This is a genomic window from Streptomyces sp. NPDC031265, assembly GCF_055570295.1.
Window position 1 is genome coordinate 136,053 of the sequence record NZ_JBVIHM010000021.1, and the last position, 21,520, is coordinate 157,572.

General features: G+C 72.5%; 20 protein-coding genes. 8 read left to right on the forward strand and 12 right to left on the reverse strand.

Translation table 11 applies throughout. The features are described from left to right. The 3 genes from ACZ499_RS27970 to ACZ499_RS27980 are packed head-to-tail and all read right to left on the reverse strand — an operon-like array spanning position 1 to position 3,070. Positions 1–594, reverse strand: coding sequence for a TetR/AcrR family transcriptional regulator (locus ACZ499_RS27970; RefSeq protein WP_385535560.1), 594 nt, complete (start codon positions 592–594; stop codon positions 1–3). Between the two features lie 53 nt (positions 595–647). Next, positions 648–2,300, reverse strand: coding sequence for a class I adenylate-forming enzyme family protein (locus tag ACZ499_RS27975; RefSeq protein ID WP_468678987.1), 1,653 nt, complete (start codon positions 2,298–2,300; stop codon positions 648–650). Continuing rightward, complete coding sequence (locus ACZ499_RS27980; RefSeq protein WP_468411924.1) at positions 2,297–3,070, reverse strand: SDR family oxidoreductase; 774 nt, start codon at positions 3,068–3,070, stop codon at positions 2,297–2,299. Before ACZ499_RS27980 ends, ACZ499_RS27975 begins: the two co-directional genes overlap by 4 nt. 410 nt (positions 3,071–3,480) lie before the next feature. On the opposite strand from ACZ499_RS27980, the gene ACZ499_RS27985 reads away from it, so the two are divergent. From ACZ499_RS27985 to ACZ499_RS27995, 3 genes are all read left to right on the forward strand, one after another. Beyond that, positions 3,481–4,749, forward strand: a complete 1,269-nt coding sequence (locus tag ACZ499_RS27985) for an exo-beta-N-acetylmuramidase NamZ family protein (protein ID WP_468678990.1) — start codon at positions 3,481–3,483, stop codon at positions 4,747–4,749. Between the two features lie 79 nt (positions 4,750–4,828). Beyond that, complete coding sequence (locus ACZ499_RS27990; RefSeq protein ID WP_468678992.1) at positions 4,829–6,154, forward strand: erythromycin esterase family protein; 1,326 nt, start codon at positions 4,829–4,831, stop codon at positions 6,152–6,154. Between the two features lie 119 nt (positions 6,155–6,273). Next, complete coding sequence (locus ACZ499_RS27995) at positions 6,274–7,590, forward strand: serine-threonine protein kinase (protein WP_468678994.1); 1,317 nt, start codon at positions 6,274–6,276, stop codon at positions 7,588–7,590. Positions 7,591–7,684: 94 nt separating this feature from the next. Here ACZ499_RS27995 and ACZ499_RS28000 read toward each other — a convergent pair whose 3' ends face one another. Next, on the reverse strand, positions 7,685–10,462 hold the full coding sequence (locus tag ACZ499_RS28000; RefSeq protein ID WP_468678995.1) for a penicillin acylase family protein: 2,778 nt from the start codon (positions 10,460–10,462) through the stop codon (positions 7,685–7,687). A gap of 283 nt (positions 10,463–10,745) precedes the next feature. On the opposite strand from ACZ499_RS28000, the gene ACZ499_RS28005 reads away from it, so the two are divergent. Further along, on the forward strand, positions 10,746–11,357 hold the full coding sequence (locus tag ACZ499_RS28005) for a hypothetical protein (RefSeq protein WP_468411935.1): 612 nt from the start codon (positions 10,746–10,748) through the stop codon (positions 11,355–11,357). A 78-nt stretch (positions 11,358–11,435) separates the two neighbouring features. Here ACZ499_RS28005 and soxR read toward each other — a convergent pair whose 3' ends face one another. Then, entirely contained in the window at positions 11,436–11,936 is a 501-nt protein-coding gene (gene soxR / locus ACZ499_RS28010) for a redox-sensitive transcriptional activator SoxR (protein ID WP_468678997.1), read from the reverse strand. A 127-nt stretch (positions 11,937–12,063) separates the two neighbouring features. Between soxR and ACZ499_RS28015 the strand changes: the two genes are divergently transcribed. Next, the gene (locus tag ACZ499_RS28015; protein ID WP_468678999.1) at positions 12,064–12,525 is read left to right on the forward strand and encodes a MaoC family dehydratase; all 462 of its coding nucleotides are present in this window, start codon (positions 12,064–12,066) and stop codon (positions 12,523–12,525) included. 16 nt (positions 12,526–12,541) lie between these two features. Here ACZ499_RS28015 and ACZ499_RS28020 read toward each other — a convergent pair whose 3' ends face one another. The 3 genes from ACZ499_RS28020 to ACZ499_RS28030 form a co-directional block, all read right to left on the reverse strand. Further along, complete coding sequence (locus tag ACZ499_RS28020) at positions 12,542–13,171, reverse strand: TetR/AcrR family transcriptional regulator (protein WP_385535580.1); 630 nt, start codon at positions 13,169–13,171, stop codon at positions 12,542–12,544. Positions 13,172–13,235: 64 nt separating this feature from the next. Further along, on the reverse strand, positions 13,236–13,523 hold the full coding sequence (locus tag ACZ499_RS28025; RefSeq protein WP_385535582.1) for a YiaA/YiaB family inner membrane protein: 288 nt from the start codon (positions 13,521–13,523) through the stop codon (positions 13,236–13,238). Positions 13,524–13,582: 59 nt separating this feature from the next. Further along, positions 13,583–14,734: an acyl-CoA dehydrogenase family protein gene (locus ACZ499_RS28030; protein WP_468411942.1), complete on the reverse strand. Its 1,152-nt coding sequence runs from the start codon at positions 14,732–14,734 to the stop codon at positions 13,583–13,585. A 115-nt stretch (positions 14,735–14,849) separates the two neighbouring features. Here ACZ499_RS28030 and ACZ499_RS28035 point away from each other — a divergent pair, with 115 nt between their 5' ends. The 3 genes from ACZ499_RS28035 (at position 14,850) to ACZ499_RS28045 (ending at position 17,274) form a co-directional block, all read left to right on the forward strand. Continuing rightward, positions 14,850–15,527: a TetR/AcrR family transcriptional regulator gene (locus ACZ499_RS28035; RefSeq protein ID WP_468679003.1), complete on the forward strand. Its 678-nt coding sequence runs from the start codon at positions 14,850–14,852 to the stop codon at positions 15,525–15,527. 18 nt (positions 15,528–15,545) lie between these two features. Continuing rightward, a complete protein-coding gene (locus tag ACZ499_RS28040) occupies positions 15,546–16,241 on the forward strand; it encodes an ArsR/SmtB family transcription factor (protein WP_468679005.1) in 696 nt (231 codons plus the stop codon). Between the two features lie 76 nt (positions 16,242–16,317). Beyond that, positions 16,318–17,274 carry a DMT family transporter gene (locus tag ACZ499_RS28045; protein ID WP_468679007.1) on the forward strand — a complete coding sequence of 319 codons (957 nt, stop codon included), beginning with the start codon at positions 16,318–16,320 and terminating at the stop codon, positions 17,272–17,274. A gap of 112 nt (positions 17,275–17,386) precedes the next feature. Here the strand turns inward: ACZ499_RS28045 and ACZ499_RS28050 are convergent, their stop codons facing one another. The 4 genes from ACZ499_RS28050 to ACZ499_RS28065 form a co-directional block, all read right to left on the reverse strand. Next, positions 17,387–18,466, reverse strand: a complete 1,080-nt coding sequence (locus tag ACZ499_RS28050; protein WP_468679009.1) for a Zn-dependent alcohol dehydrogenase — start codon at positions 18,464–18,466, stop codon at positions 17,387–17,389. A 49-nt stretch (positions 18,467–18,515) separates the two neighbouring features. Then, positions 18,516–19,910, reverse strand: coding sequence for an aldehyde dehydrogenase family protein (locus ACZ499_RS28055; RefSeq protein WP_468679011.1), 1,395 nt, complete (start codon positions 19,908–19,910; stop codon positions 18,516–18,518). Between the two features lie 111 nt (positions 19,911–20,021). Continuing rightward, positions 20,022–20,798: a class F sortase gene (locus ACZ499_RS28060; RefSeq protein WP_468679013.1), complete on the reverse strand. Its 777-nt coding sequence runs from the start codon at positions 20,796–20,798 to the stop codon at positions 20,022–20,024. Further along, entirely contained in the window at positions 20,785–21,393 is a 609-nt protein-coding gene (locus ACZ499_RS28065) for a hypothetical protein (RefSeq protein WP_468679014.1), read from the reverse strand. The genes ACZ499_RS28060 and ACZ499_RS28065 overlap by 14 nt, the downstream gene beginning before the upstream one ends. Positions 21,394–21,520 lie beyond the last annotated feature (127 nt).

The following is a 21,520-nucleotide window of genomic DNA, read 5'->3' on the forward strand; positions in this document are numbered from 1 at the left end:
TCAGGGGCGCAGCGCCCGCAGCAGCAGGTCGGCTAGGTGGTCGGCGACCTGCTGCGGGGTGAGCGGGCCGTCCGGCCGGTACCAGGTGGACAGGTGGTGGACCGACCCGAAGTGGTAGTCCACCACCAGGTCCGCCGGGGTGGCCGTGGAGAAGACCCCGGCCGACTGGCCCTCTTCGATCAGGGCCCGGAACCGCTCGTGGTAGCGGCGCCGCTCGACCCGTACCTGCTTGTTCTTCTCGGGGCTGAGGTGGTGCATCGAGCGGAAGAAGATGGACGCGTCGTCGAGGTTGTCGATGGTGGTGACCACCACGTCGGCGGCCGCGTCTCGCAGCCGCCGCTCGACCGGCGCGTCCGCGTCCGCGAACGCGTCGAGCCGCTCCTGCTGGAGGCGCAGCACGCGCGCGTACACCTCCTGGAGCAGGTCCTCCTTGGAGCCGAAGTAGTGGTAGAGCGCTCCCTTGGTGACGCCCGCCGCCTCGACGATCTCCTGGACCGAGGTCCTGTCGTACCCGTTCTCGGCGAAGAGGCGGGTGGCGGCGGCCAGCAGCCTCTGGGGGACGGGGGTGCCGCTCCCGTCCGTCGTCCTGGCCATGCCGTCGCCGCCTCTCTCGTGGTCCCGCGTCTTACCCGCGTTTTTACGCCGTTCTAGTGGCGGGAACGCAGTTCCCGCCTGAGGATCTTCCCACTCGCCGTCTTGGGAAGCTCCGCGAGTACCTCGACCTGCCGGGGATATTTGTACGCGGCCAGCCGCTCCTCGCAGTACGCGGAGAGCTCGCCGGGCGTGGCCTCGGCGCCGGGGCGCAGGCTCACGTACGCCTTGACGTTCTCACCCCGGTACGGGTCGGGGACGCCGACGACGGCCGCCTCGCGCACCGCCGGGTGACCGTAGAGCACGTCCTCGACCTCGCGCGGCCACACCTTGAAGCCGGACGCGTTGATCATGTCCTTCCTGCGGTCGACGACGTAGAGCCAGCCGTCCCGGTCCATGAACCCGATGTCGCCGGTACGCAGTTCGCCGTCCGGGAAGGTCTCGGCGGTGGCCTCGGGGCGGCGCCAGTAGCCGGGTACGACCTGCGGGCCGCGCACCACGATCTCGCCCTGCTCGCCGAAGTCCACCTCCTCGCCCTCCTCGTCGACGATCCGTACGACCGTCTCGGGGCCGGGCAGACCGACCGAGAGGGTGCCCGAGACCGGGTCGACCGGGGCCTCCCGCTCCGGCGGCACCGAGGCGCAGGGGGCGGTGCACTCGGTCAGCCCGTAGCCGTTGCGCAGATACGGGCCGAACGCCGCCCGGAACTTCTCCACCAGCGCGGGCGGCACCGGCGCGCCGCCCGAGGAGATCACCCGGAAGGAGTCGAAGTGCTCGCGGGTGACACCGGGCGCGGCCGCAAGCGCCATGAAGGCGGTGGACGGGCCCACGGTGTACGCGGGCCGGTGCTCGGCGAAGGCGTCGAGGACCACGCCGGGGTGGAAGCGGTAGGCGAGGATCAGCGTGCCCGCGTTGGCGACGCACGCGGCGAGCTCGCAGACCATGCCGGTGATGTGGAAGAGCGGGGCCAGCGCGAAGTAGCCCGCGCCCTCGGCTATCGGGTGGCCGGTGCGCTGGCGCTCGGCGTTGTAGGTGATGCCCCGGTGGGTGTTCATGGCCCCCTTGGGGGTGCCGCTGGTCCCCGAGGTGTAGCTGATCAACGCCGTGGCGTCGGGGGCGGGTTCGCGCCCGCCCGGCGCGGGCAGGCCCTGCCGGGCGACGGCCAGCAGGTCGTCGGTGTCGGCGGGGCGGGGCAGCCGCTCGAAGGCGAGCACGCGCGCGTCGTCGCGGCTCTGCAGGTCGAGCTCGCAGGCGGTGAGCGCGATCCGGACGGTCGAGGCGGCCGCGGTGTCCCGCAGATACGCCTCCCAGGCCCGGTCGGAGCAGATCAGCGCGGCGGCCTCGGAGTCGCCCAGGACGTGCCCGACCTCGGCCGACTTGTACATCGGGTTGAGCGGGACGACGGTCGCGCCCGCCTTCCAGGCGCCGAGCAGCGCGATCACGAAGTGCGGGGTGTTCTGGAGCATGATCGCGACCCGGTCTCCGGGCTGGAGGCCCCGGGCGGCGAGATGGCCGGCCACCGAGTCGGAGAGCGCGTCGGTCTCGCGGTAGCTGAGCCGGCCGTCGAAGTAGGCGAGCGCGGTGCGGTCGGGGGCGTGCAGGACGGCCGCGCGGAAGGCGTGCACCACGCTCGCGGGCGGGCTGACCGGCGCCCGCTGGGCCTCGGTGAGCTGCCCGAGCCAGGGCTTGGCCGCGTAGAGGGAGGTCATGCGCCGTCCGCCTCCCACTTCTGCTGGAGGTGGTTCATGGAGGTGAGCCAGCGGTCCGGATCGCCGGCCCGCGCGCCGTAGTAGCCGGCGACCTCCGGGTGCGGCAGCACCAGGAAGCGCTCCTCGGCCATCGCCTCGAAGAGCGCGTCGGCCACGGCCGCGGGCTCTATCGCGGTCGGCGCGAGCACCAGGTCCCCGGCCGACCCGGTGGCGGCCAGCATGTCGGTGCGCACGCCCTGCGGGCAGATCGCGTGCACCTGGACGCCCCGGTGGCGGTAGGTGAGCGAGAGCCACTCCGCGAAGGCGAGGGCGCCGTGCTTGGTGACGCTGTACGGAGCCGCGCCGATCATGGTGAGCAGCCCGGCCGCCGACACCGTCGACACGAACCGGCCGCCGCCGCGCTCCAGCCACTCGGGCAGCAGCTCGCGGGCGGCGCGGACGTGGGCCATCACGTTGACGTCCCAGGCGGCCGCCCAGACGTCCTCGGGCGCGGCTTCGGAACCTCCGGAGCCCAGACCCGCGTTGGCGCAGTAGACGTCGATGGTCCCGCCGAGCGCCTCGCGGGCGAGCGGTACGACGCCCGAGGCGTCCCCGGGGACGGCGATCGCGCCGATCTCCTCGGCGGTCCTGCGGGCCTTGGCCTCGTCGAGGTCGTTGACGACTACCCGGGCACCCTCCGCCGCGAATCTGCGCGCGAGCGCGGCGCCGATACCGCCGCCCGCCCCGGTGACCACCACTGCCGCGCCCTGGACGCCCTGAACCGAACCCATCGAGAATCCGCCTCTCCACATGCCGACTGATGTGCAGACTAACCAGTCGGTATGTACGGACGGAAGGGGCCGTCGCGAACCGCCCCGTGCGGCTCGTTCCCCCTCGCGCACCCGCGCGCTAGGGTCTGTCCGGCGGATCTGGTCGGCTTCGGCCCCGGACGCCCTCTCGGTTCCGGTGAGCGGGGCTCTGGTGCGTCCAACTGCGAGGCGGAGGGGGGCGTCGACGCGATGGGGGGCCTCCCTGTTCGAGCGAAGCCGAGAGCTTGGGGGAGTCGGCAACCGACGACAACGCCGCTGGCCCTCAAGGCCTTGGGGGAGGGCATGCCAGGACCCCGCGTGTCGACAAGATCCGCCGGGCAGGCCCTGGCGTGCGTGGCCATGACACCGCGAGCGGCCTTGGAGGTACGCCGATGAGCCTGTCCAGACGGGGCCTGCTGGCGGGGACGGGGACAGCGGCGGCGAGCGCGGCGGTGGCGGGCGCGGCACCCTCCCCCGCCCCGGCCGCCTCCTCCTCCGCCCACCACCTCCCCAAGCCCGTGCGGACCGGCTTCGACCGGCTGGCCGCCGACGGCTACCGGACCCTGGAGGGCCGCAAGGTCGGCGTGGTCACCAACCCGACCGGGGTCACGGCGGACGTCCGGCACATCGTGGACGTCATGCACGCCGACCCGCGCGTGAACCTGGTCGCGGTGTTCGGGCCCGAGCACGGCTTCCGGGGCACCGCGCAGGCGGGCGGCTCCGAGGGGCGCTACGACGACCCGGCGACCGGCCTTCCGGTGTACGACACGTACGGCGTGAGCGGAGAGAAGCTCGCCGCCGTGTTCACCGCGTCGGGCGTGGACACGGTCGTCTTCGACATCCAGGACGTGGGGGCGCGCTTCTACACGTACATCTGGACGCTCTACGACTGCATGGAAGCGGCCGCCCCAGCCGGGAAGCGGTTCGTCGTCCTGGACCGGCCGAACCCGGTGACCGGCCGGGCGGCGAGCGGGCCCGTGCTCGACAAGGCGTTCGCGACCTTCGTCGGGCGCGAGCCGATCGCGCAGGCGCACGGAATGACGGTGGGCGAGCTGGCCGGGCTCTTCGACGCCGAGTTCCTGGGCGGGCGCGTACGGGTGGAGACCGTACGGATGACGGGCTGGCGGCGCGACGGCTTCCACGACTCCACGGGGCTGCCCTGGGTCCCGCCGAGCCCCAACATGCCGACCCCCGACACCGCTCTCGTCTACGCGGGCACCTGCATGTTCGAGGGCACGAACCTCTCGGAGGGGCGCGGCACCACCCGCCCGTTCGAGCTGCTCGGCGCCGAGGGGATCGACGCACGCTGGGCGGCCGCCGTGAACGCCCTGGAGCTGCCGGGGGTGCGCTTCCGCGAGGCGTACTTCACGCCCACCTTCTCCAAGTTCCAGGGAAAGACGGTCGGCGGCGTCCAGCTCCACGTCCACGACCGCGGGTCGTACGACCCGGTGCGCACCGGTGTCGCGCTCCTGGTGACGGCGAAGAAGGCGTGGAGCGGCTTCGCGTGGCGGCCGGACCACTGGATCGACAAGCTCACCGGGTCGGCGGCGGTGCGCACCCTGATCGACGCGGGCGCGGGCACCGACGAGGTGGTGGGCGCCTGGCAGAGCGGGCTCACGGCGTTCCGCGCGACACGGGCGCGGTATCTGCTCTACCGGTGAGGGCCGGGGGAAAACCCCCGGGGGCGGACGGTGGCTGGCGGGATGGGCCCGGCCCCCGCCCGGCCGACAGGCTGGGGCCATGCATCTGTTCCACGACACACACCACCGTCTGCGCCAGGCCTTACTCCTGCTGCTCGGTCTGACGCTAGGCGTGTTCACGGCGGGCGCCCCGGCGGCCCGGGCCACCGAACCCCCCACCTCGGAACGGCAGTTGGCGCGATCGGCGCACCCACTCGACGATCTGCGCCCGCTCGGCCGCATGGTCGGCTCGGCGGACATCGTGGGCCTCGGCGAGGCGACGCACAACTCGCACGAGTTCTTCGCGACCAAGCGGCGCGTGTTCCAGTACCTCGTCGAGAAGAAGGGCTTCACCACCTTCGCCCTGGAGACGGCCTGGTCCTCGGGGATGCGCGTCAACGACTACGTGCTGCGCGGCGAGGGCGACCCCGAGCGGATCGTGCGCGAGGAGTTCCAGAGCTCGTACGCGATGTGGGAGACCCGGGAGTACCTGGACCTGATCCGCTGGATGCGCGGCTACAACCTGCACCACAGCCGCAAGGTCCAGTTCATGGGCGACGACATGGGATACGCGGGCCCGGAGCTCTTCACCAAGGTGACCGCGTACACCGCGAAGCGCTACCCCGCGCTGCTGCCCCGCGTCACGGCGCTCTACAAGGCGTCCCGGCCCACCGCGGGCGTCGGCGACACCATGAACAGCACGCTCAAGCGCCCGCTCGCCGAGCGCAGGCGGCAGGCCGACGAGGTGCGCCGGGCCTACGAGCTGCTCGCGGCCCAGCGGCCCGGCCCCGACCGGGCCGAGCACGCCTGGATCCTCCAGTACGCGCGCACCATCGCGCAGACCGGTGCCATGTGGGCATTCGACTTCTTCGACGCGGACCAGCTCAAGGAGTCCCGGCTCTACCGGGACCGGATCATGGCCGAGAACACCGTGTGGTGGCAGCGCCGGACCGGGCACAAGATGCTGCTCTCCGCGCACAACGGCCATGTCGGGTACGCCCCGACGCTCAGCGCCGAGTACCCGGAGCTGCAGGGCGCCTTCCTCCGGGATGCGGTCGGCGCCGCGTACATGAACATCGGATTCACCTTCGGACAGGGCTCGTTCAACGCCCTCGACCTCAACGACCCGGCCGAGCCGATCCGCGAGTTCACCGTCGGGCCGCCCGAGCCGGGCAGCAACGAGGAGGTCCTCGAACGCGTCTCGCCGCGCGACTACTACCTCGATCTGCGCAAGGTGGCGAAGCCGGCGAAGGACTGGCTGGGCACTTTCCGGCCGACTCGGTCCATCGGCAACTCCTGGCCCCAGGACGCCGACCAGGTGCGGCTCGGGCCCTCGTTCGACGTACTGGTGCACCTGCACCGGGTGACGGCGGCGCACCGGCTCTGACCTCCCCCGATCTCATCCTTTCTGCGATGTCCTGCGTATGGTCAGCCCTCCGGTCCGGCGGGACGATGTGAGGCCTCAGCCTCGCCCCATCGTCAGCGAACGGACCGGAGGGCCACGCCATGCCCGACATCGGAGTCGAGCCATATCGGGAGATCACCTTCGACGCGGACGGCGACGCCGCTCCGGCCGAGCGCGCGGCCCTCGCGGATCTGAACGTCACCGATCTGGTGATGTTCTCGCACGGCTGGAACAACACCCCGTCGATCGCGACGGCCCTGTACCGCCACTTCTTCGCCCCCTTCCCCGGCCTGCTGGCCCAGTCCGGCCCGGCCGGGGCGCGCGTGCGCCTCGGGTACGCGGGCATCGTCTGGCCCTCCATCCGCTTCGCCGACGAGCACATCCCGAACTTCCCGCACGCCGCCCTGGGCGTGGAGCCGGGCGCGGGACTGGACGCGGCGACCGTGGACGCGCTCAAGCGGGTGTTCCCCGGGCACGAGGCGACCGTCGACGCGCTGGCCCGGCTGCTCGACGAACAGCCGGACTCGGAGGAGGCATTCCGTCAATTCGGTCTCCTCACCCGGCAGTTGGTGGCGGATGAAGCGGATTCGTCCGCCTTCGCCGCCGACACCGTGAACCACGGCGCGGGCGGCGCGACGCTCCTCACGGACGACACGCTCGGGCTGTGCCGGGAGTTCACGCTCGCCCTGTCCGACACCGGGATGCGGGTCGAACCGGGCCCGCCCGGCCCCTCGTTCTCGCTCGGCAACTCGCTCAAGCACCTGTGGGACGGCGCCAAGGAGGTGCTGCGGCAGACCACGTACTACGAGATGAAGCGCCGGTCGGGCAAGGTCGGCCAGCTCGGGCTCGGGCCGCTGCTCGGTGAGCTCGCCCGGACCAGACCCACGTTGCGGGTCCATCTGGTCGGGCACAGCCAGGGCGGGCGGCTGGTCGCGTTCGCACTGAAGGGGCTGCCGGAGGGGGCGCGCAACATCAAGTCGGTGACCCTGCTCGAAGGGGCCTTCTCGCACTACGCGTTCGCCGAGCGGCTGCCGTCGGGGCTCGCCGGGGCGGGCGCGCTCGCGGCGCTCCAGCGGCGCGTCGACGGCCCGGTGGTCTCCTGCTACTCGCGCTTCGACACCGCCCTCGGGGTGATCTACCCGCTGGCGTCCAAGCTCGCCGGGGACTACCGGGGGATGCTGGAGCTCGACCGCCGCTGGTGGGCGATCGGCCACGACGGCATCCAGTCGGTGGCGCCGTGCACCGAACTCACCCTGGCGGAGGTGCTGCGGGACGGCGTCCCCGACTCCGGGTGCGTGAGCGTGAACGCGGAGTCGGTGGTCCGCGCGGGCGGCCCACCGGCGGGCGCCCACAGCGACATCTGCCATCCGGAACTGGCGAGGGTGGTACTGGCCGCGGGCCGGATCGGCTACGCCTGACCAACCCGCGACCATGTGCGCCCCGTGAGAGGCGCGGGGAACTGCGCGACCAGCCACATTCGGTCCGCGGCCGAAAGACGCGCTTCCAGCCGGGCTACCGGTGCGACACGAACTCGACCACCTGCTGATAGGTAGGCCGGTTCTGCCAGTTGATGGCGTTCTGGCTGATCCCGCCCAACGGGCGTTGCACGATCGAGTCGGCGCACCACTGGTTGCCCGCCGCGCAACCGGCGTCGCCGGGATAGACCTGCGCCGGCGTCTTCGCGGCAGCCTGCCCAAGCGTGTTGAGCAGAACGTCACGGCAGGCGGACAGCTGCCCCCCGCCGCAGTACGCCCGTCCCAGCGGCCCCGCCACCGGCTCCCCCAGCACCGTACGCAGATCCTTGTCCGCGTAGCTCCACCAGCCGTACTGGAAGGCGGATCCGGCGTGCGCCCCGGTCGGGCCGTGCCCGGCCGACGGCGCCTCGTCGGTGGAGAGGCTCGACGTCAGCGCCGAGTAGAGCCCGTCCCCGAGGCCCGGCCGGAACTCGGCCTCGATCATCAGCGGCCACCAGGCGTCCATCAGCCGCACGGCCTCGGGATGGGTGTAGGTGTGCGAGCCCTGCGCGGTCTCGCGGCGCTGGGTCCCGTCGGCCTTCCACGACTCCAACTGCTGGACCGCCGTGGCCAGTTGCGGATCGGTGACGGGGGCGCTGCGGATGACCTTCAGGAGCTCGGGCAGCACGTCCTCGCCGCGCAGATCGGTGACGGCGGCCTGCGCCATCGCCCGGGTGAGCGCGGCGCGGGTCACCCCGCCCTGCGCGACCAGCGCCTTGACCCGGTCGTCGAGCAGGTTGCCCCGGTGCACCGAGCCGTTGCCGAACCCGGCGGCCGTGTAGTCCTTGGCCTGCTTGTTGTTCCAGGAGATGTAGTAGTCCTGCCCGACGGACTGCGGGTGCTGGGCGGGCGGGGTGTAGTCGGCGGTGTTGTACGCGGGGTCGAAGCCCTGCCACTCGTAGGCCCGGTCGGCCGCGATCGGCAGCGACGGGTCGACGGCGGGGTTGCGGACCGGGTTCTTGCCGCTGTTGTAGTAGGCGGCGGTGCGGGAGTCCGCGTAGAACCAGTTGAAGGCGTAGTCGACGTGCTGAGCGGCCTGCTGGAAGGTGGCCGCGTCCTTGACGTAGGTGGGGTCGTTGAACATCTGGAAGCCGATGATCGAGTCGGCCTCGTGGCGGTAGGTCGAGCGCAGTGCGGTGTACGCGACCTGCTTGCCGCCGACCGTGGCGCGGGCGGTGACGATGCCGTAGTTGGTGCGCCACACCTGCATCCGGTAGGAGCCGGCGGCCGTGTTGTCGGCGGTGGTCGGCTTCCAGGCGTTGGTCTTCTCCAGCTTCTCCATCGGGGTGCACACGCCCCGGTAGAGGTAGTGGGCCGCGTCCTGGCAGAGCTCGACGGAGTAGGTGTCGGTGATGTCCTGTCCGGCGGAGGTGGCCGACCAGGCGTAGTCCTGGCCCCGGCCGAGCTGGACGTACATGCCGACGCCTGCGAAGGAGGCGCCCCGGGCGCTGATGCCCGGGCCCTGGATCTCCTGGAGCATCAGCAGCTGTGGCGCGAAGTAGCCGGTCTGCGGCCCGAAGACGGCGACCGGGTTGCCGCTCGCGGTGCGGCTGCCGGAGACGAGCAGCGCGTTGGACATCCCGCGCGGCTTGCCGATGTCGAAGCCGGGCAGCGCGCCGTTGTTGAAGATGCCCTTGAGCGGCTTGAGTTGCTCGGGCACCCGCACCTCGGCCCTGGCCTTGGTGACGGCCGAGCCGGTGCGGTCGTAGACGAGCTGTTCGGGCACGACCGTGCCGGGGTCGGGCATCGCGGTGCCCTGCGCGTTCGCGGGCTTGGTGGCGTACGGGAAGCTGGTGCCGTCGTGGACGGTGAGGGCGGCCTCGGGGTCGTTGCGCTCACGGAACGACTCCCAGACCTTGGTGCCCTCGGCGACGCCGTACTTGGCCTGGGCCGCCTGCAGCGAGAGCGCGGCCTGCACCTCGCCGCCACCGCCCCCGCCGAAGAGCCCGCCGACGACGGAGGCGAGCGCGATCAGGTCGGTGACCTTGAACGGCTGGATCTCCCCCACGTTGGTGATGGCGTCGATCTTGCCGGTGAGGACGTACTCGCCGGGGAAGTACCGGCCGTCCTTGGACTGCTTGGCGTAGGCGTTGATGCCGTCCACGTACGCCTGCGCGTCGGTCATCGCCTGCTCGCCGCGCGGGCCGTTGGCGGTGCGGATCCGGTCGACCTGGGTCTGGAGGTCGGCCTCGGTGTACGGGGCCTGCGGCCAGAACTCCTGCTCCAGGCCCTGGTTGGCGAGCGCGCCGCCCGCGAACGAGGTGAGTTCGCCGCGCCCGATGTGCCGGAACAGGTCCATCAGCCAGAGCCGGTCCTGGCCGGCCGCGAACCCGGCGCCGAACTCGGTTCCGTAACGGGTGGTGCCCTTGATGTGCGGGACGCCGGTGGCCTTGTCGCGGGTGATGGTGACGTCGGGGCGCGGGGAGCTGGTGGAGGCCACCTGGCCGCTGGGAACCCCGAACGAGGCATCGTTGAAGAAGGAGTTGAGCTTGTCGTCGGTGAGCGAGGACTGGCCGGCGACAAGTGCGTCGTACTTGCCGAGCTGGTCGTCGCTGTGCGCGGGATGGGTGCCGAAGGCCTTGTTGCCGAGGATCTCGACGAGGGTGGCGTTGCCGTTCTCGCCGGGCGGCAGGATGTCACCGCACCGCCCGAGGCAGTAGTCGCTGTTGGGGGGTTCGGCCGCGCCGGCCTGGCTGAGGGGGACGAGCAGGGCGGCCGAGAGGGCGATCACGGTGGCGGCGGTGGCGGTTCTGAGCCGTGCGGTGGGTCGTCGCATGCGTGCTCCTTGTGAGGACCGATGCGGCGGAGGTTACTGAGGGGTACCGCCGGAGGGAAGATGAACACACGTCACCTTTCCCGAACGTGCGTGACCTTCCCGGAATCCCCACAGGGCGACGGAGGCGGGGCGCCCGGAGCACGCGGGGGGCGTGCGACGGATTCCGGTCAGCGCTGTCTGATGGGGCCCATCGGATTTTCGATGGAGCCGGATCGGGTAGCCGTACGTCCATTCCTCGACGCCGAGCATTCGCCGAAGTACGAGCGACGGAGGTGGCAGGGCCATGGCTGGTTTCCGCAGCCTTGCGAGACAGGTGCGCGACCCAGGGAACGATCTCGCACTGCGCCGGTATTCGCTGCGCAAGTGCCTTGAACGGTTCGCCCCTTATGGACACCGGGCGACCTGGGACCATCTGTGTGCGCGGCACGGCATCGGGCCTGAGGACCGGGCGCCCGATCCTGCGCGGCTGGTGGCCGCGCTCGACGAGCTGGAGGCGGCGCGGGCCGTCTGGCTCGGATACGAAGCGGAGTTCGCGGCCCGCAGGAAGCGTGAGAAGCACGCCGGCCTGCGCAACCCCGGCTCCTTCGACGACTGGCACCGGCGCACCTGGGGCGGGTTCGGGGTCGCCTGGTGCGACGATCCGTCGGTGCATCCGGCGCAGCCGCTGGCCGAGGTGCTCGGCCGGATCATCGCGGCCCTGCGGACGGTGCCGGGCGCGGGCTGCCCGGTGTGCGACGGGCAGGCGCTGGTGTGGCAGCGGGACCTGGCCCACGATCCGTGGTGCGGCCCGGTCTGCACGGGCTGCGGAATCCTGGTGCCGCAGCCCGTGCTGACCGCCGAGGCGCTGGTGCGCGCCAAGTCGGTACGGCGCGGAGCGCTGGCATCAGTGGCATAGGGCACGCGGGGGCGGAGGCGGCCGCGGGCCGCAGGGGGCCGCCCCCGCGATGTCAGGGCACCACTGGCCGTACGACCGCTAACAGGTCTCGCACGACGGGGCGTTGACCGGGGTCTGCCTGCTCTTGCGCTCGGGCAGCAGCCGCGACCCGGTGAGGCGGTCGCCGGAGATGTCGTCCGGGTTGGACAGGACACAGGTCTCCAGCGACAGACACCCGCAGCCGATGCAGTCCGTCAGATGGTTGCGCAGCCGGTTCAACTGCTTGATGCGCTCGTCGAGTTCGGAGCGCCAGGCCTCGGAGAGCCGCGCCCAGTCCTCGCGGGTCGGGGTGCGCTCCTCGGGGAGTTCGGAGAGGGCTTCCCGGATCGTGGCGAGCGGGATGCCCACACGCTGTGCGGCCCGCACGAAGGCGACCCGGCGCAGCACGTCGCGGCTGTAGCGGCGCTGGTTGCCCGAGGTACGGCGGCTGCTGATCAGACCCTTGGACTCGTAGAAGTGCAGGGCGGACACGGCGGCCCCGCTGCGGGCGGACAGCTGACCGACCGTGAGCTCATGGACCTTCTCTGGAATCTGCGGCACTCCTCGAACCCTACTGCGCGGGTGCGATCACCGTTGACAGCGGGCACCGCCCCCAGCATGCTGAGCAAGCGCTTGGACAGTGGAGCGCAAAGGCAGCTGAAACATGCGAGAGAGGCAGGAACCGGGCATGGCAGAGCCGAGGATCTTCACCTCCGCCGACGAGCTGAAGGCCGGAGTGGGCGAGCCGCTCGGGTACAGCGACTGGCTGGAGATCGACCAGCACCGCATCGACCTGTTCGCCGACGCCACCGGGGACCACCAGTGGATCCACGTCGACCCGGCCCGCGCCGCGGCCGGCCCGTTCGGCACGACGATCGCGCACGGCTATCTGACGCTCTCCCTCCTCCCGGCCCTGGTACCGCAGGTGCTGCGCGTCGAGGGCATGAAGATGGGCATCAACTACGGCACGGAGAAGGTCCGCTTCCCCGCCCCGGTCCCGGTCGGCTCGCGCCTGCGCGCCACCGCCGTCCTGACGGACGTGGTGGAGGCGGGCGGCGGGGTACAGGTGACCGCGAAGGTCACGGTGGAGCGCGAGGGCGGCGAGAAGCCGGTGTGCGTGGCGGAGTCCGTGTCCCGGTACTTCTTCTGAGCGGACCCTCGGGCCGCTACTTCGGCTGCGCCCCCACCATCCGCAGCACCAGGTCCGCATAGAGCGCCCCGACCTCGTCCGGGGTGCGGCGGCCCTGGGTGTTGAACCAGCGGGCCACGTCGATGCAGAGCGACAGGACCGCGAGCGTGGTGCCGGGGACGTCCGGGACGTCGAACTCGCCCGTCGCCACGCCCTCGTTGAGGATGCGCCGCACGGCGGCGTCGCTGCGGCGGCGCAGGCCCACGATCTCGGTGCGGTGCTCGGCGCCGAGCGCGTCGAGCTCGTACTGGACCACTCGGGCGGTCATGTGGTGCCCGGCGTGCCACCGCACGAAGGAGCGCACGGCGCCGTCGAGCCGGTCCGCGGCGGTGCCCGGGGCGTCCGCCGCCGTCTCCAGGATCTCCAGGGCCTTGTCGTGGCCGATCCGGCTGATCCGGTGGAGCAGCTCTTCCTTGGTCTTGTAGTGGATGTAGAGCGCGGCCGGGCTCATTCCGGCGCGGCCCGCGATGTCGCGGGTCGTCGTGGCGTGGTAGCCGCGCTCCGCGAAGGCCTCCACGGCGGCGACGAGCAGCCTCCGGGCGGCCTCGGGCGTGACCTCGCCCCACGGCTTGTCCTCGCCGCCCACCGTCTGCTCAGCCGCATCCATCGCCTGCCCCTTTCTTCGGACGAACACCATACCCCGAAGGTGAGCAAGCGCTTAGGGTCGCGCCCTACAGCTTCTGGAACGGGTCGTGCTCGGCGAGCAGCTTCTCCAGGCGGGCCTGGTCGACCCGGCTGACGATCTGCCCCGCCTCCTGGCGGTCGCGGACCACCTTGGCGAGCGTGAAGGCGGAGGTGACGAGGTAGAGGACGGCTATCCCGAGGAAGGCGCGCACCCAGGCGTCGGCCTGGAGCCGGGTGATGCCGATGGCCGTGGCCCCGATGGCGACGGCGAAGGACGCGACGGCCTGCCCGTAGTACGCGGCCGTGTTCTGCTGCTTGACCGGTGTCTCACTCATGCGCCCAGGATGCGACGGGTGTGGCCGGGGCCACATCCGCTCGCGTACTCAGGTCGTACTCAGAACGCCGAGACCCCGGTCTCCGCCCGGCCGATGATCAGCTTCTGGATCTGGCTGGTGCCCTCGTAGAGCGTCATCACGCGCGCGTCGCGGAGCAGCTTGCCGACCGGGTACTCGTCGATGTAGCCGTAACCGCCGTACACCTGAAGGGCGTTGTTGGCCGCGCGCACGGCGGCCTCGGAGGCGAACAGCTTCGCCTTGGAGGCAGCGGTGGCGAACTCCTCGCCCCGGTCGATGAGATCGGCGACCCGCCAGGTCAGCAGCCGGGCCGCGTCCACGTCCACGGAGATGTCGCTGATCAGCTCCTGGACCAGCTGGTAGTGCGCGATGGTCCGGCCGAACTGCTCGCGCTGCCCGGCGTACGCGACCGCCGCGTCCAGGGCCGCCCGCGCGATGCCGACGCAGCCCGCCGCCACCGACATCCGCCCCTTGGCCAGCGCGGACATGGCGATCGAGAAGCCCTTGCCCTCCGGCCCGAGCAGCGCGTCGGCGGGGACGCGCACGTCCTGGAGGACCACCTCGGCGGTCGCCTGGCCGCGCAGGCCGAGCTTGCCGTGGATGGGGCGGCGGGTGAGACCGGGGGTGTCGGCCGGCACCAGGAAGGCGGAGACGCCGCGGTGTCCGGGGGTGTCGTTGGTGCGGGCGAAGAGCAGCACCACATCGGCCCAGGTGCCGTTGGTGATGAACATCTTGGAGCCGTTGATGACGTAGTCGCCGCCGTCGCGGACCGCCCGGGTGGCGAGGTTCCCGGCGTCGGAGCCGGTGCCGGGCTCGGTCAGACCGAAGCAGCCGAGCGCCTCGCCGGAGGTCAGCCGGGGCAGCCAGGCCCGCTTCTGCTCCTCGCTGCCCCAGTGCGCGACCGTCTTGGCGACGAGGCCGAGCGAGACGGAGACGATGCCGCGCACCGACGAGTCGCCGCGCCCCAGCTCCTCGGTCACCAGGCAGTACGCGAGGTGGTCGCCGCCGGAGCCGCCGTACTCCTCGGGGATGGTGAGCCCGAGGAACCCGAGCGCGCCCAGCTTCTTCACGATCGACCGGTCGACGTTCTCGGCGCGGTCCCAGGCGACGGCGTACGGAGTGACCTCGCGGGCGGTGAAGTCCTCGGCGAGCCGCCGTACCGCGGCCTGCTCCTCGCTCAGCTCCAGGTTCATGCCGACAGCTCCAGGTTCATGTCGCTCGCGCCCCAGGTAGTCCGGTCGGGCGGCCGGCCCGGTCGCCATTTAATTACCACTGCTAGTTTTCCGGCGCAGGCCTACTATGTGCCGCATGGCCCGACCGCGCAAGCCCCTCCTCAGCCACGACCGCATCGTCGCTGCGGCGAGCGCGCTCGTGGACGCCGAGGGGCTCGCGGCCGTCTCGACCCGCCGCCTCGCCGCCGAGCTGGGCGTCAGCGGGCCCTCCCTCTACAACCACTTCCGCACCAAGGACGAGATCCTGGAGGCGGTGGCGGACGCGACCTCCGCGCAGGTCGACCTGTCGATGTTCGAAACGGGCGACGCCCGCGGCTGGCGCACCGCGCTGCACGACTGGGCCGTCGCCTACCGAGCGGTCCTCACCCGCCACCCCAACATCGTCCCGGTGCTCGCCCAGGGCCCCGGCCGCCGCCCGGCGGGCCTGCGGCTCGCGGACGCGGTGTTCGGCGCGATGGTCGCGGCGGGCTGGCCGCCCGCGCAGGCCACCCGCATCGGCGCGCTGATGCGGTACTTCGTCATGGGCTCGGCCCTGGGCTCCTTCGCCCGCGGCTTCGTGGACGACGAGACGGCGTACGACCCGGCCGACTACCCCCACCTCGGCCAGGCGCATCTGCTGGCCGAGCGGCAGGAGGAGATCGACGAGGGCGCGTTCGGGACGGGGCTGCGGGCGCTCCTGGACGGACTCCAGACGCAGTACGACGCGCTGCCCCGCCGGTCCGCCGCCCACGGTTCGGCCCCCGCCGAAGGGTGACGGCGGCATCCTGGAGGCATGACAACCACAAGGGGATCCGGACTGGCCGCGTTCGCCGCGCTGCTCGCCGACGAGACCCGGGCGGCCTTCTGTCTGGCGCTGCTCGACGGGCGGGCCTGGACGGCCGGGGAGCTGGCGCGGTACGCGAGGGTCGCCCCCTCCACGGCCAGTGAGCACCTGGGCAAACTGGTGGCGGGCGGACTGCTCTCCGAGGAGCGGCAGGGGCGGCACCGGTACGTACGCCTGGCCGACGCCGGGGTCGCCCACCTCGTCGAGGAGCTGGCGGCCCGTACGGCGCCCGCCCGGCCGGACAGCCTCCGGGCCGCGTCCGCGGGCAGCGCGATGGCCCGCGGACGCACCTGCTACGACCATCTCGCCGGCCGCCTCGGCATGGCCGTCACGGACGCGATGACCGTACGGGGGCTGCTCACCCAGGACGCCGGGTTCGCGCTGACGCGCGAAGGGGTGGGCTGGTACGGGGAGTTGGGGCTCGCCCTCGACCACAAGGGCAAGCGCCCGCTGGTGCGCTCGTGCCTGGACTGGACCGAGCGCCGCCCCCATCTGGCCGGGGTGGCCGGAGCCGTGCTGTGCGCGCACGCGCTGGACACCGGGTGGTGCGTACGGATCGGCTCCGAGCGGGCGGTCAAGGTGACGCCTGCGGGCGAGGGGGCCCTGTCCGAGCTGCTCGGGATCGAGAAGGCGAGCCTGCGGTGAGCGGCGTCCGGGGCGGCGGAGGGCGGCGCCGAATAATTCGGTGAGCGCCGAACAGTTGTGGCCGTACCGTCGGCATATGACGAACTCCTCGCACACCGGGCGCCGTTCGGAACGGCTCGCCCTCGCCGCCGCCGGGGTCTCCGTGGTGCTGTGGGCCTCGGCCTTCGTGTCGATCCGCAGCGCCGGTGACGCCTACTCCCCGGGGGCGCTCGCCCTGGGCCGACTGCTCGCGGGCACCGCCGTGCTCGGCGTGCTCCTCGTCGCCCGGCGCGAGGGCCTCCCGCCGCGCGCCGCCTGGCGGGGCATAGCCGTCTCCGGGCTGCTGTGGTTCGGCCTCTACATGGTGGTGCTCAACTGGGGCGAGCAGCAGGTCGACGCGGGGACGGCCGCCATGGTCGTCAACATCGGCCCGATCCTCATCGCGCTGCTCGGCGCCCGGTTCCTCGGGGAGCGGCTGCCGCCCCGGCTGGTGGCGGGCATGGGCGTCTCGTTCGCGGGCGCGGTGGCCGTCGGCCTGTCGATGTCCGGCGACGGCGGCGCCAATGTGCTCGGGGTGGTGCTGTGCATGCTCGCGGCGGTGACGTACGCGGCCGGTGTCGTGGCGCAGAAGCCCGCGCTCGCCCACGCCAGCGCGCTCCAAGTGACCTTCTTCGGCTGTCTGGTGGGGGCCGTGGTCTGTCTCCCGTTCAGCGGGCAGCTGGTGTCGGACGCCGCCGACGCGCCGCTCACGGCGACGCTGAACATGGTCTATCTGGGGGTCTTCCCGACCGCGCTCGCCTTCACGACCTGGGCGTACGCCCTGGCCCGTACGACGGCGGGCCGCCTCGGCGCGACCACCTATGTGGTGCCCGCGCTGGTGGTGCTGATGTCCTGGCTGGTCCTCGACGAGGTCCCGGCGTGGCTCACCCTGGTCGGCGGCGCCCTCTGCCTCGCGGGCGTGGCGGTCTCGCGCTCCCGCCCCCGGCGCCGCACCGAGCGTACGGAGCCGGAGAGCGGGGGCGCCGCCGTGCCCGCCGTGGCGGACGCCCGCTAGGTCCAATACCACTGACTTTGCGGCCTTGCAGAGCTTTCCGGCCCCATCATCGCCGCAGGTCAACAGCTTGCGGGTGCTGTTAAGTCAGTGGCATTGCCGCTAGGTCCTGTTCCTAGAACACCACCAGCGCCCGGCCGCCCTTGCCCGCGAGCATGTTGTCGAACGCGGCCGGGATCCCGTCGAGCCCGATCCGCTCCGACACCATCGCGCCCAGGTCGAGACGCCCGGCCCGGACGTGGCCGGCGAGGACCGGCAGGTCGCGCGCCGGGTCGCTGTTGCCGTAGACGCAGCCCGAGAGCGTACGGCCCCAGTGGAAGATCTCCAGGGCGTTGAAGGAGACCTGCTGGTCCTTGCCGCCGATGCCGACGACCGTGGTGCGCCCGCCGCGCCGGGTGGACTCCCAGGCGGTACGGATGGTCACCGCGCGGCCGACGCACTCCACGGCCACGTCCACGCCGTGGCCGCCGGTCAGCTTGCGGACGTCCTTCGCGGTCGTCTCCGAGGCGAGGACGAAGTCGGTGGCGCCCGCCCGCCGCGCCAGCTCCTCCTTGGCCGGGGAGACGTCGACCGCCACGATCTCGGCGGCGCCCGCGATCCGGGCCGACTGGATCGTGGCCAGGCCCACGCCGCCGACGCCGAACACCGCGACCGTCTCGCCCTCGCGCACCTTGGCCGAGTGGTGGATCGCGCCGTATCCGGTGAGGACCGCGCAGCCGAGCAGGGCGGCCTCGGTGAGCGGGATGCCCTCGGGCAGCGGCAGCAGACAGTTCTCGGCCACCACCGTCTCCTCGGCGAACGCGGCGACGTTGAGACCGGGGTGGAGCTCGGTCCCGGCGGAGGTGCGCGCGTACACCGCGCCCGCGCCCGTCAGCGCGTTCACGCAGAGCCAGACCTCGCCGAGCGAGCAGGGGTGGCAACTGCCGCACGAGGGCGCCCAGTTGAGGACCACGCCGTCGCCGGGCGCCACCGAGGTGACCCCCTCGCCGACGGAGACGACCGTGCCCGCGCCCTCGTGGCCGAGGACGGCGGGGACCGGCACACGCATGGTGCCGTTGGTGAGCGACAGGTCGGAGTGGCAGACCCCGGCGGCGGCGAGGCGGACCCGCACCTGGCCGGGGCCGGGCTCGGGGAGTTCTATCTCGGTGACCTCCAGCGGGGAGCCGACGGAGGGAAGGACTGCGGCGCGGACCACGATGCTGCTCCCGGATTCAGAAGTACGGAAGTTCCGAAGTGCTGAGACGTCAGAACTGGAGGGACTTGGTCTGGAGGTACTCGGTCAGGCCGTGCGGGCCGAGCTCGCGGCCGACGCCCGACTGCTTGTACCCGCCGAACGGGGCCAGCGGATTGAACCGGCCGCCGTTGATGTCGACTTGCCCGGTGTCCATCCGCCGGGCGAAGGCGACCGCCTCGGCCTCGTCCCCGGCCCAGACCGCGCCCGCGAGCCCGTACACCGTGCCGTTGGCGATCCGCAGCGCGTCGTCCTCGTCCTCGTACCGGATGAGCGAGACGACCGGGCCGAAGATCTCCTCCTGGGCGATGGTCATACCGGGTGCGACGTCGGCGAAGACGGTCGGTGCCACGTAGTACCCCTGCTCCAGCGGGGCCTCGGCGCCGCCCGCGACGAGGCGGGCGCCCTCCTCGACGCCCTTCGCGATGTAACCGCGCACCCGCTCCCGCTGCTTGGCGCTGACCAGCGGGCCGACGCGGTCGCCCGCCGGGTACTTGGCGACGGCGGCCCTGGCGAGCTCGACCGCCTCCTCGTACCGGTCGGTGTGGACCAGCATCCGGGTCCAGGCGCTGCATGTCTGACCCGCGTTGCTCATCACGTTGGCGATGCCGACGGCGACCGCCTTGGCCAGGTCGGCGGAGGGCAGGATGACGTTGGCGGACTTGCCGCCCAGCTCCAGGGCGACGCGCTTGACGGCCGCACCCGCCGTGGCGCCGATCTGCCGGCCCACGGCCGTCGAGCCGGTGAAGGAGACGAGGTCGACTCCCCCGTGCCCGGCGAGCGCCTGGCCCGCGACCGGGCCGAGCCCGGTGACCAGGTTGAACACCCCTGCGGGCAGCCCGGCTTCGTGTACCGCCTCGGCGAAGAGCCGTGCGGTGAGCGGGGTGTCCTCGGCGGGCTTGAGCACGACCGTGCAGCCCGCCGCGAGGGCGGGGGCCACCTTGGCGACGATCTGGTGCAGCGGGTAGTTCCACGGCGTGATCGCGCCGACCACGCCGACCGACTCGTGGAAGACCGTGGAGTTCCCTATCCGCTCCTCGAAGCCGTACGAGGCGGCGAGTTCGGCGTACGAACCGGCGACCGCGATCGGCAGGCCGACGTGCACCTGCTGGGCGAACTGCTCGGGCGCGCCGAGCTCGGCGGTGACGGTCGCGGCGATCTCGTCCTTGCGGGCGGCGAGCCGGTCCCGCAGGGCGGCGATCAGGGCGGCGCGCCCGGCGGGCGGGGTCGCGGCCCAGCCCGGCAGCGCCGCGCGGGCCGCGCGCACCGCCGCGTCGACGTCCTCGGCGGTGCCCGCCGGGACGTGGGCGATGACCTGCTCGTCCGCCGGGTTCACCACGGCGATCGTGTCGCCGCCCGCGGCGGGCGTCCACCGGCCGCCTATGTACATCCCGTCGTGGGCGTTCATCGCGCTCCTCCTGAGCCTGGGTCCTGCGTCTGGGTCCGGGGACCCAAACTAGCGCCGGTAGTTTTCCGGCACCAGGGGCTGCCCGGCCAGTCCCCGGGCGTCAGGAGGAGGCTATGCGGTCCGTCCTGGGCCCAGGACGGCGGTCAGATGGGCGAAGACCACGACGTTGCTCTCATAGCCCTTCTTGCGGTCGAACTTGCCGCCGCAGGTGATCAGCCGCAGCTCCGGCCGGTTCCGCGGGCCGTACACCTCCTCGTTGGGAAAGTGCGCCTTGTCGTACTTGCGGACCGCGTCCACCGTGTACACCGCGGTCCGGCCGTCGGCGCGCCGGGCCTCGACGAGCCTGCCGGGCCGCAGCACCGAGAGGTTGGCGAAGACGGCCGCCCCGGTGCGGGTGTCGCGGTGGCCGACGGCGACGGCGGTCCCGGTCTCGCCCGGGGTGGGCCCGCCCTGGAACCAGCCGACCAGCTTGGGGTTGTCGACCGGCGGGGTGGCCAGGTGCCGCCCCGGGTCGAGCCCGAGGCCGATGACCGGCGCCTTCAGGCTCAGATACGGGATGGCGAGACCGGTCGCCCTGGACGGCGGCAGCGGCCGGGGCGGGCGGGCAGTCGCCGTGGGCCCGGTGAGCCTGCCGGGCCCGGCCGGGGCCGGTGGCTTGGCGCCCGGCGGCCCCGGGGCCTGCTTGTCCCCGTCGGCCCCGGTGGGGGCCGAGGGCGTCGCCGCGCCCCCGGCCCCCCCGGCGCCCATGGCGACCGGTGCGACCGACCCGTCGTCCTGGGCCCACCAGACGCCGCCGACGACCAGGGTCGCGGCCAGCGCCGCCGTCCGCGTCAGCCGGTAGGCGCGGGTGCGGTGGAAGGGCCTGCGGGAACCTCTACGCGGCGCCATGGGGGCGGCGGCGCATTCGTCGGACGAAGAGCACCCCGGAGACCCCGACCAGACCGAGGGCCGCGAAGCCCGCGGCCGGCGAGACGCCGTCGGTGAAGCCGTCGGTCCCGGCCAGCCCGCCGCCGCCGGCGTTCGGCCCGCCGTGCGGGCCGCCGCTGCCGCCCGGGGGACAGTCGACCCTGAAGACCTTGTGCTTGCCCGCGCCGTTGCCGCCGACGATGTTCCAGGTGAGCTTGTACTGCCCGTCCGGGAGGGTGAGCGGCAGGGTGTGGCCGGTGCCGGTGGGGAGGGCGATGGTGCCGCTGAGGGCCGCGCCGCCCGCCCTGAGGGGCTGCGTCTGGATGGACCAGCTGATGTTCTGGCCGTTGTCGAAGTTGAACCCGTCGAGGTAGAACCCGCAGACCTTGGGCTCGTTGCGCTGGTCGGTGAACGGGGTGCCCAGGTTGTGGATCTTCACGTCGCCGTTGTCGCCGGGGGCGGCGTGTGCGGCGGGCGCCCCGGCCAGGGCGGCTCCCGTGAGCCCGAGGGCGAGGGCCGCGGTGGCGGTGACGGCCGGGCGGCGGACGGTGGGACGCGGGGGTGAGGTGGCAGGCATGCGCTTTCCTTTGAGTCAGATTGTCATATAAATTGACCTTTCATCTGACTCTCTTTCACACCCGCACGGCGAAACGGCGGAGCGGCGCCGGACGGGCCGTTGGATATCGCCCGTCCGGCGCAGCGCG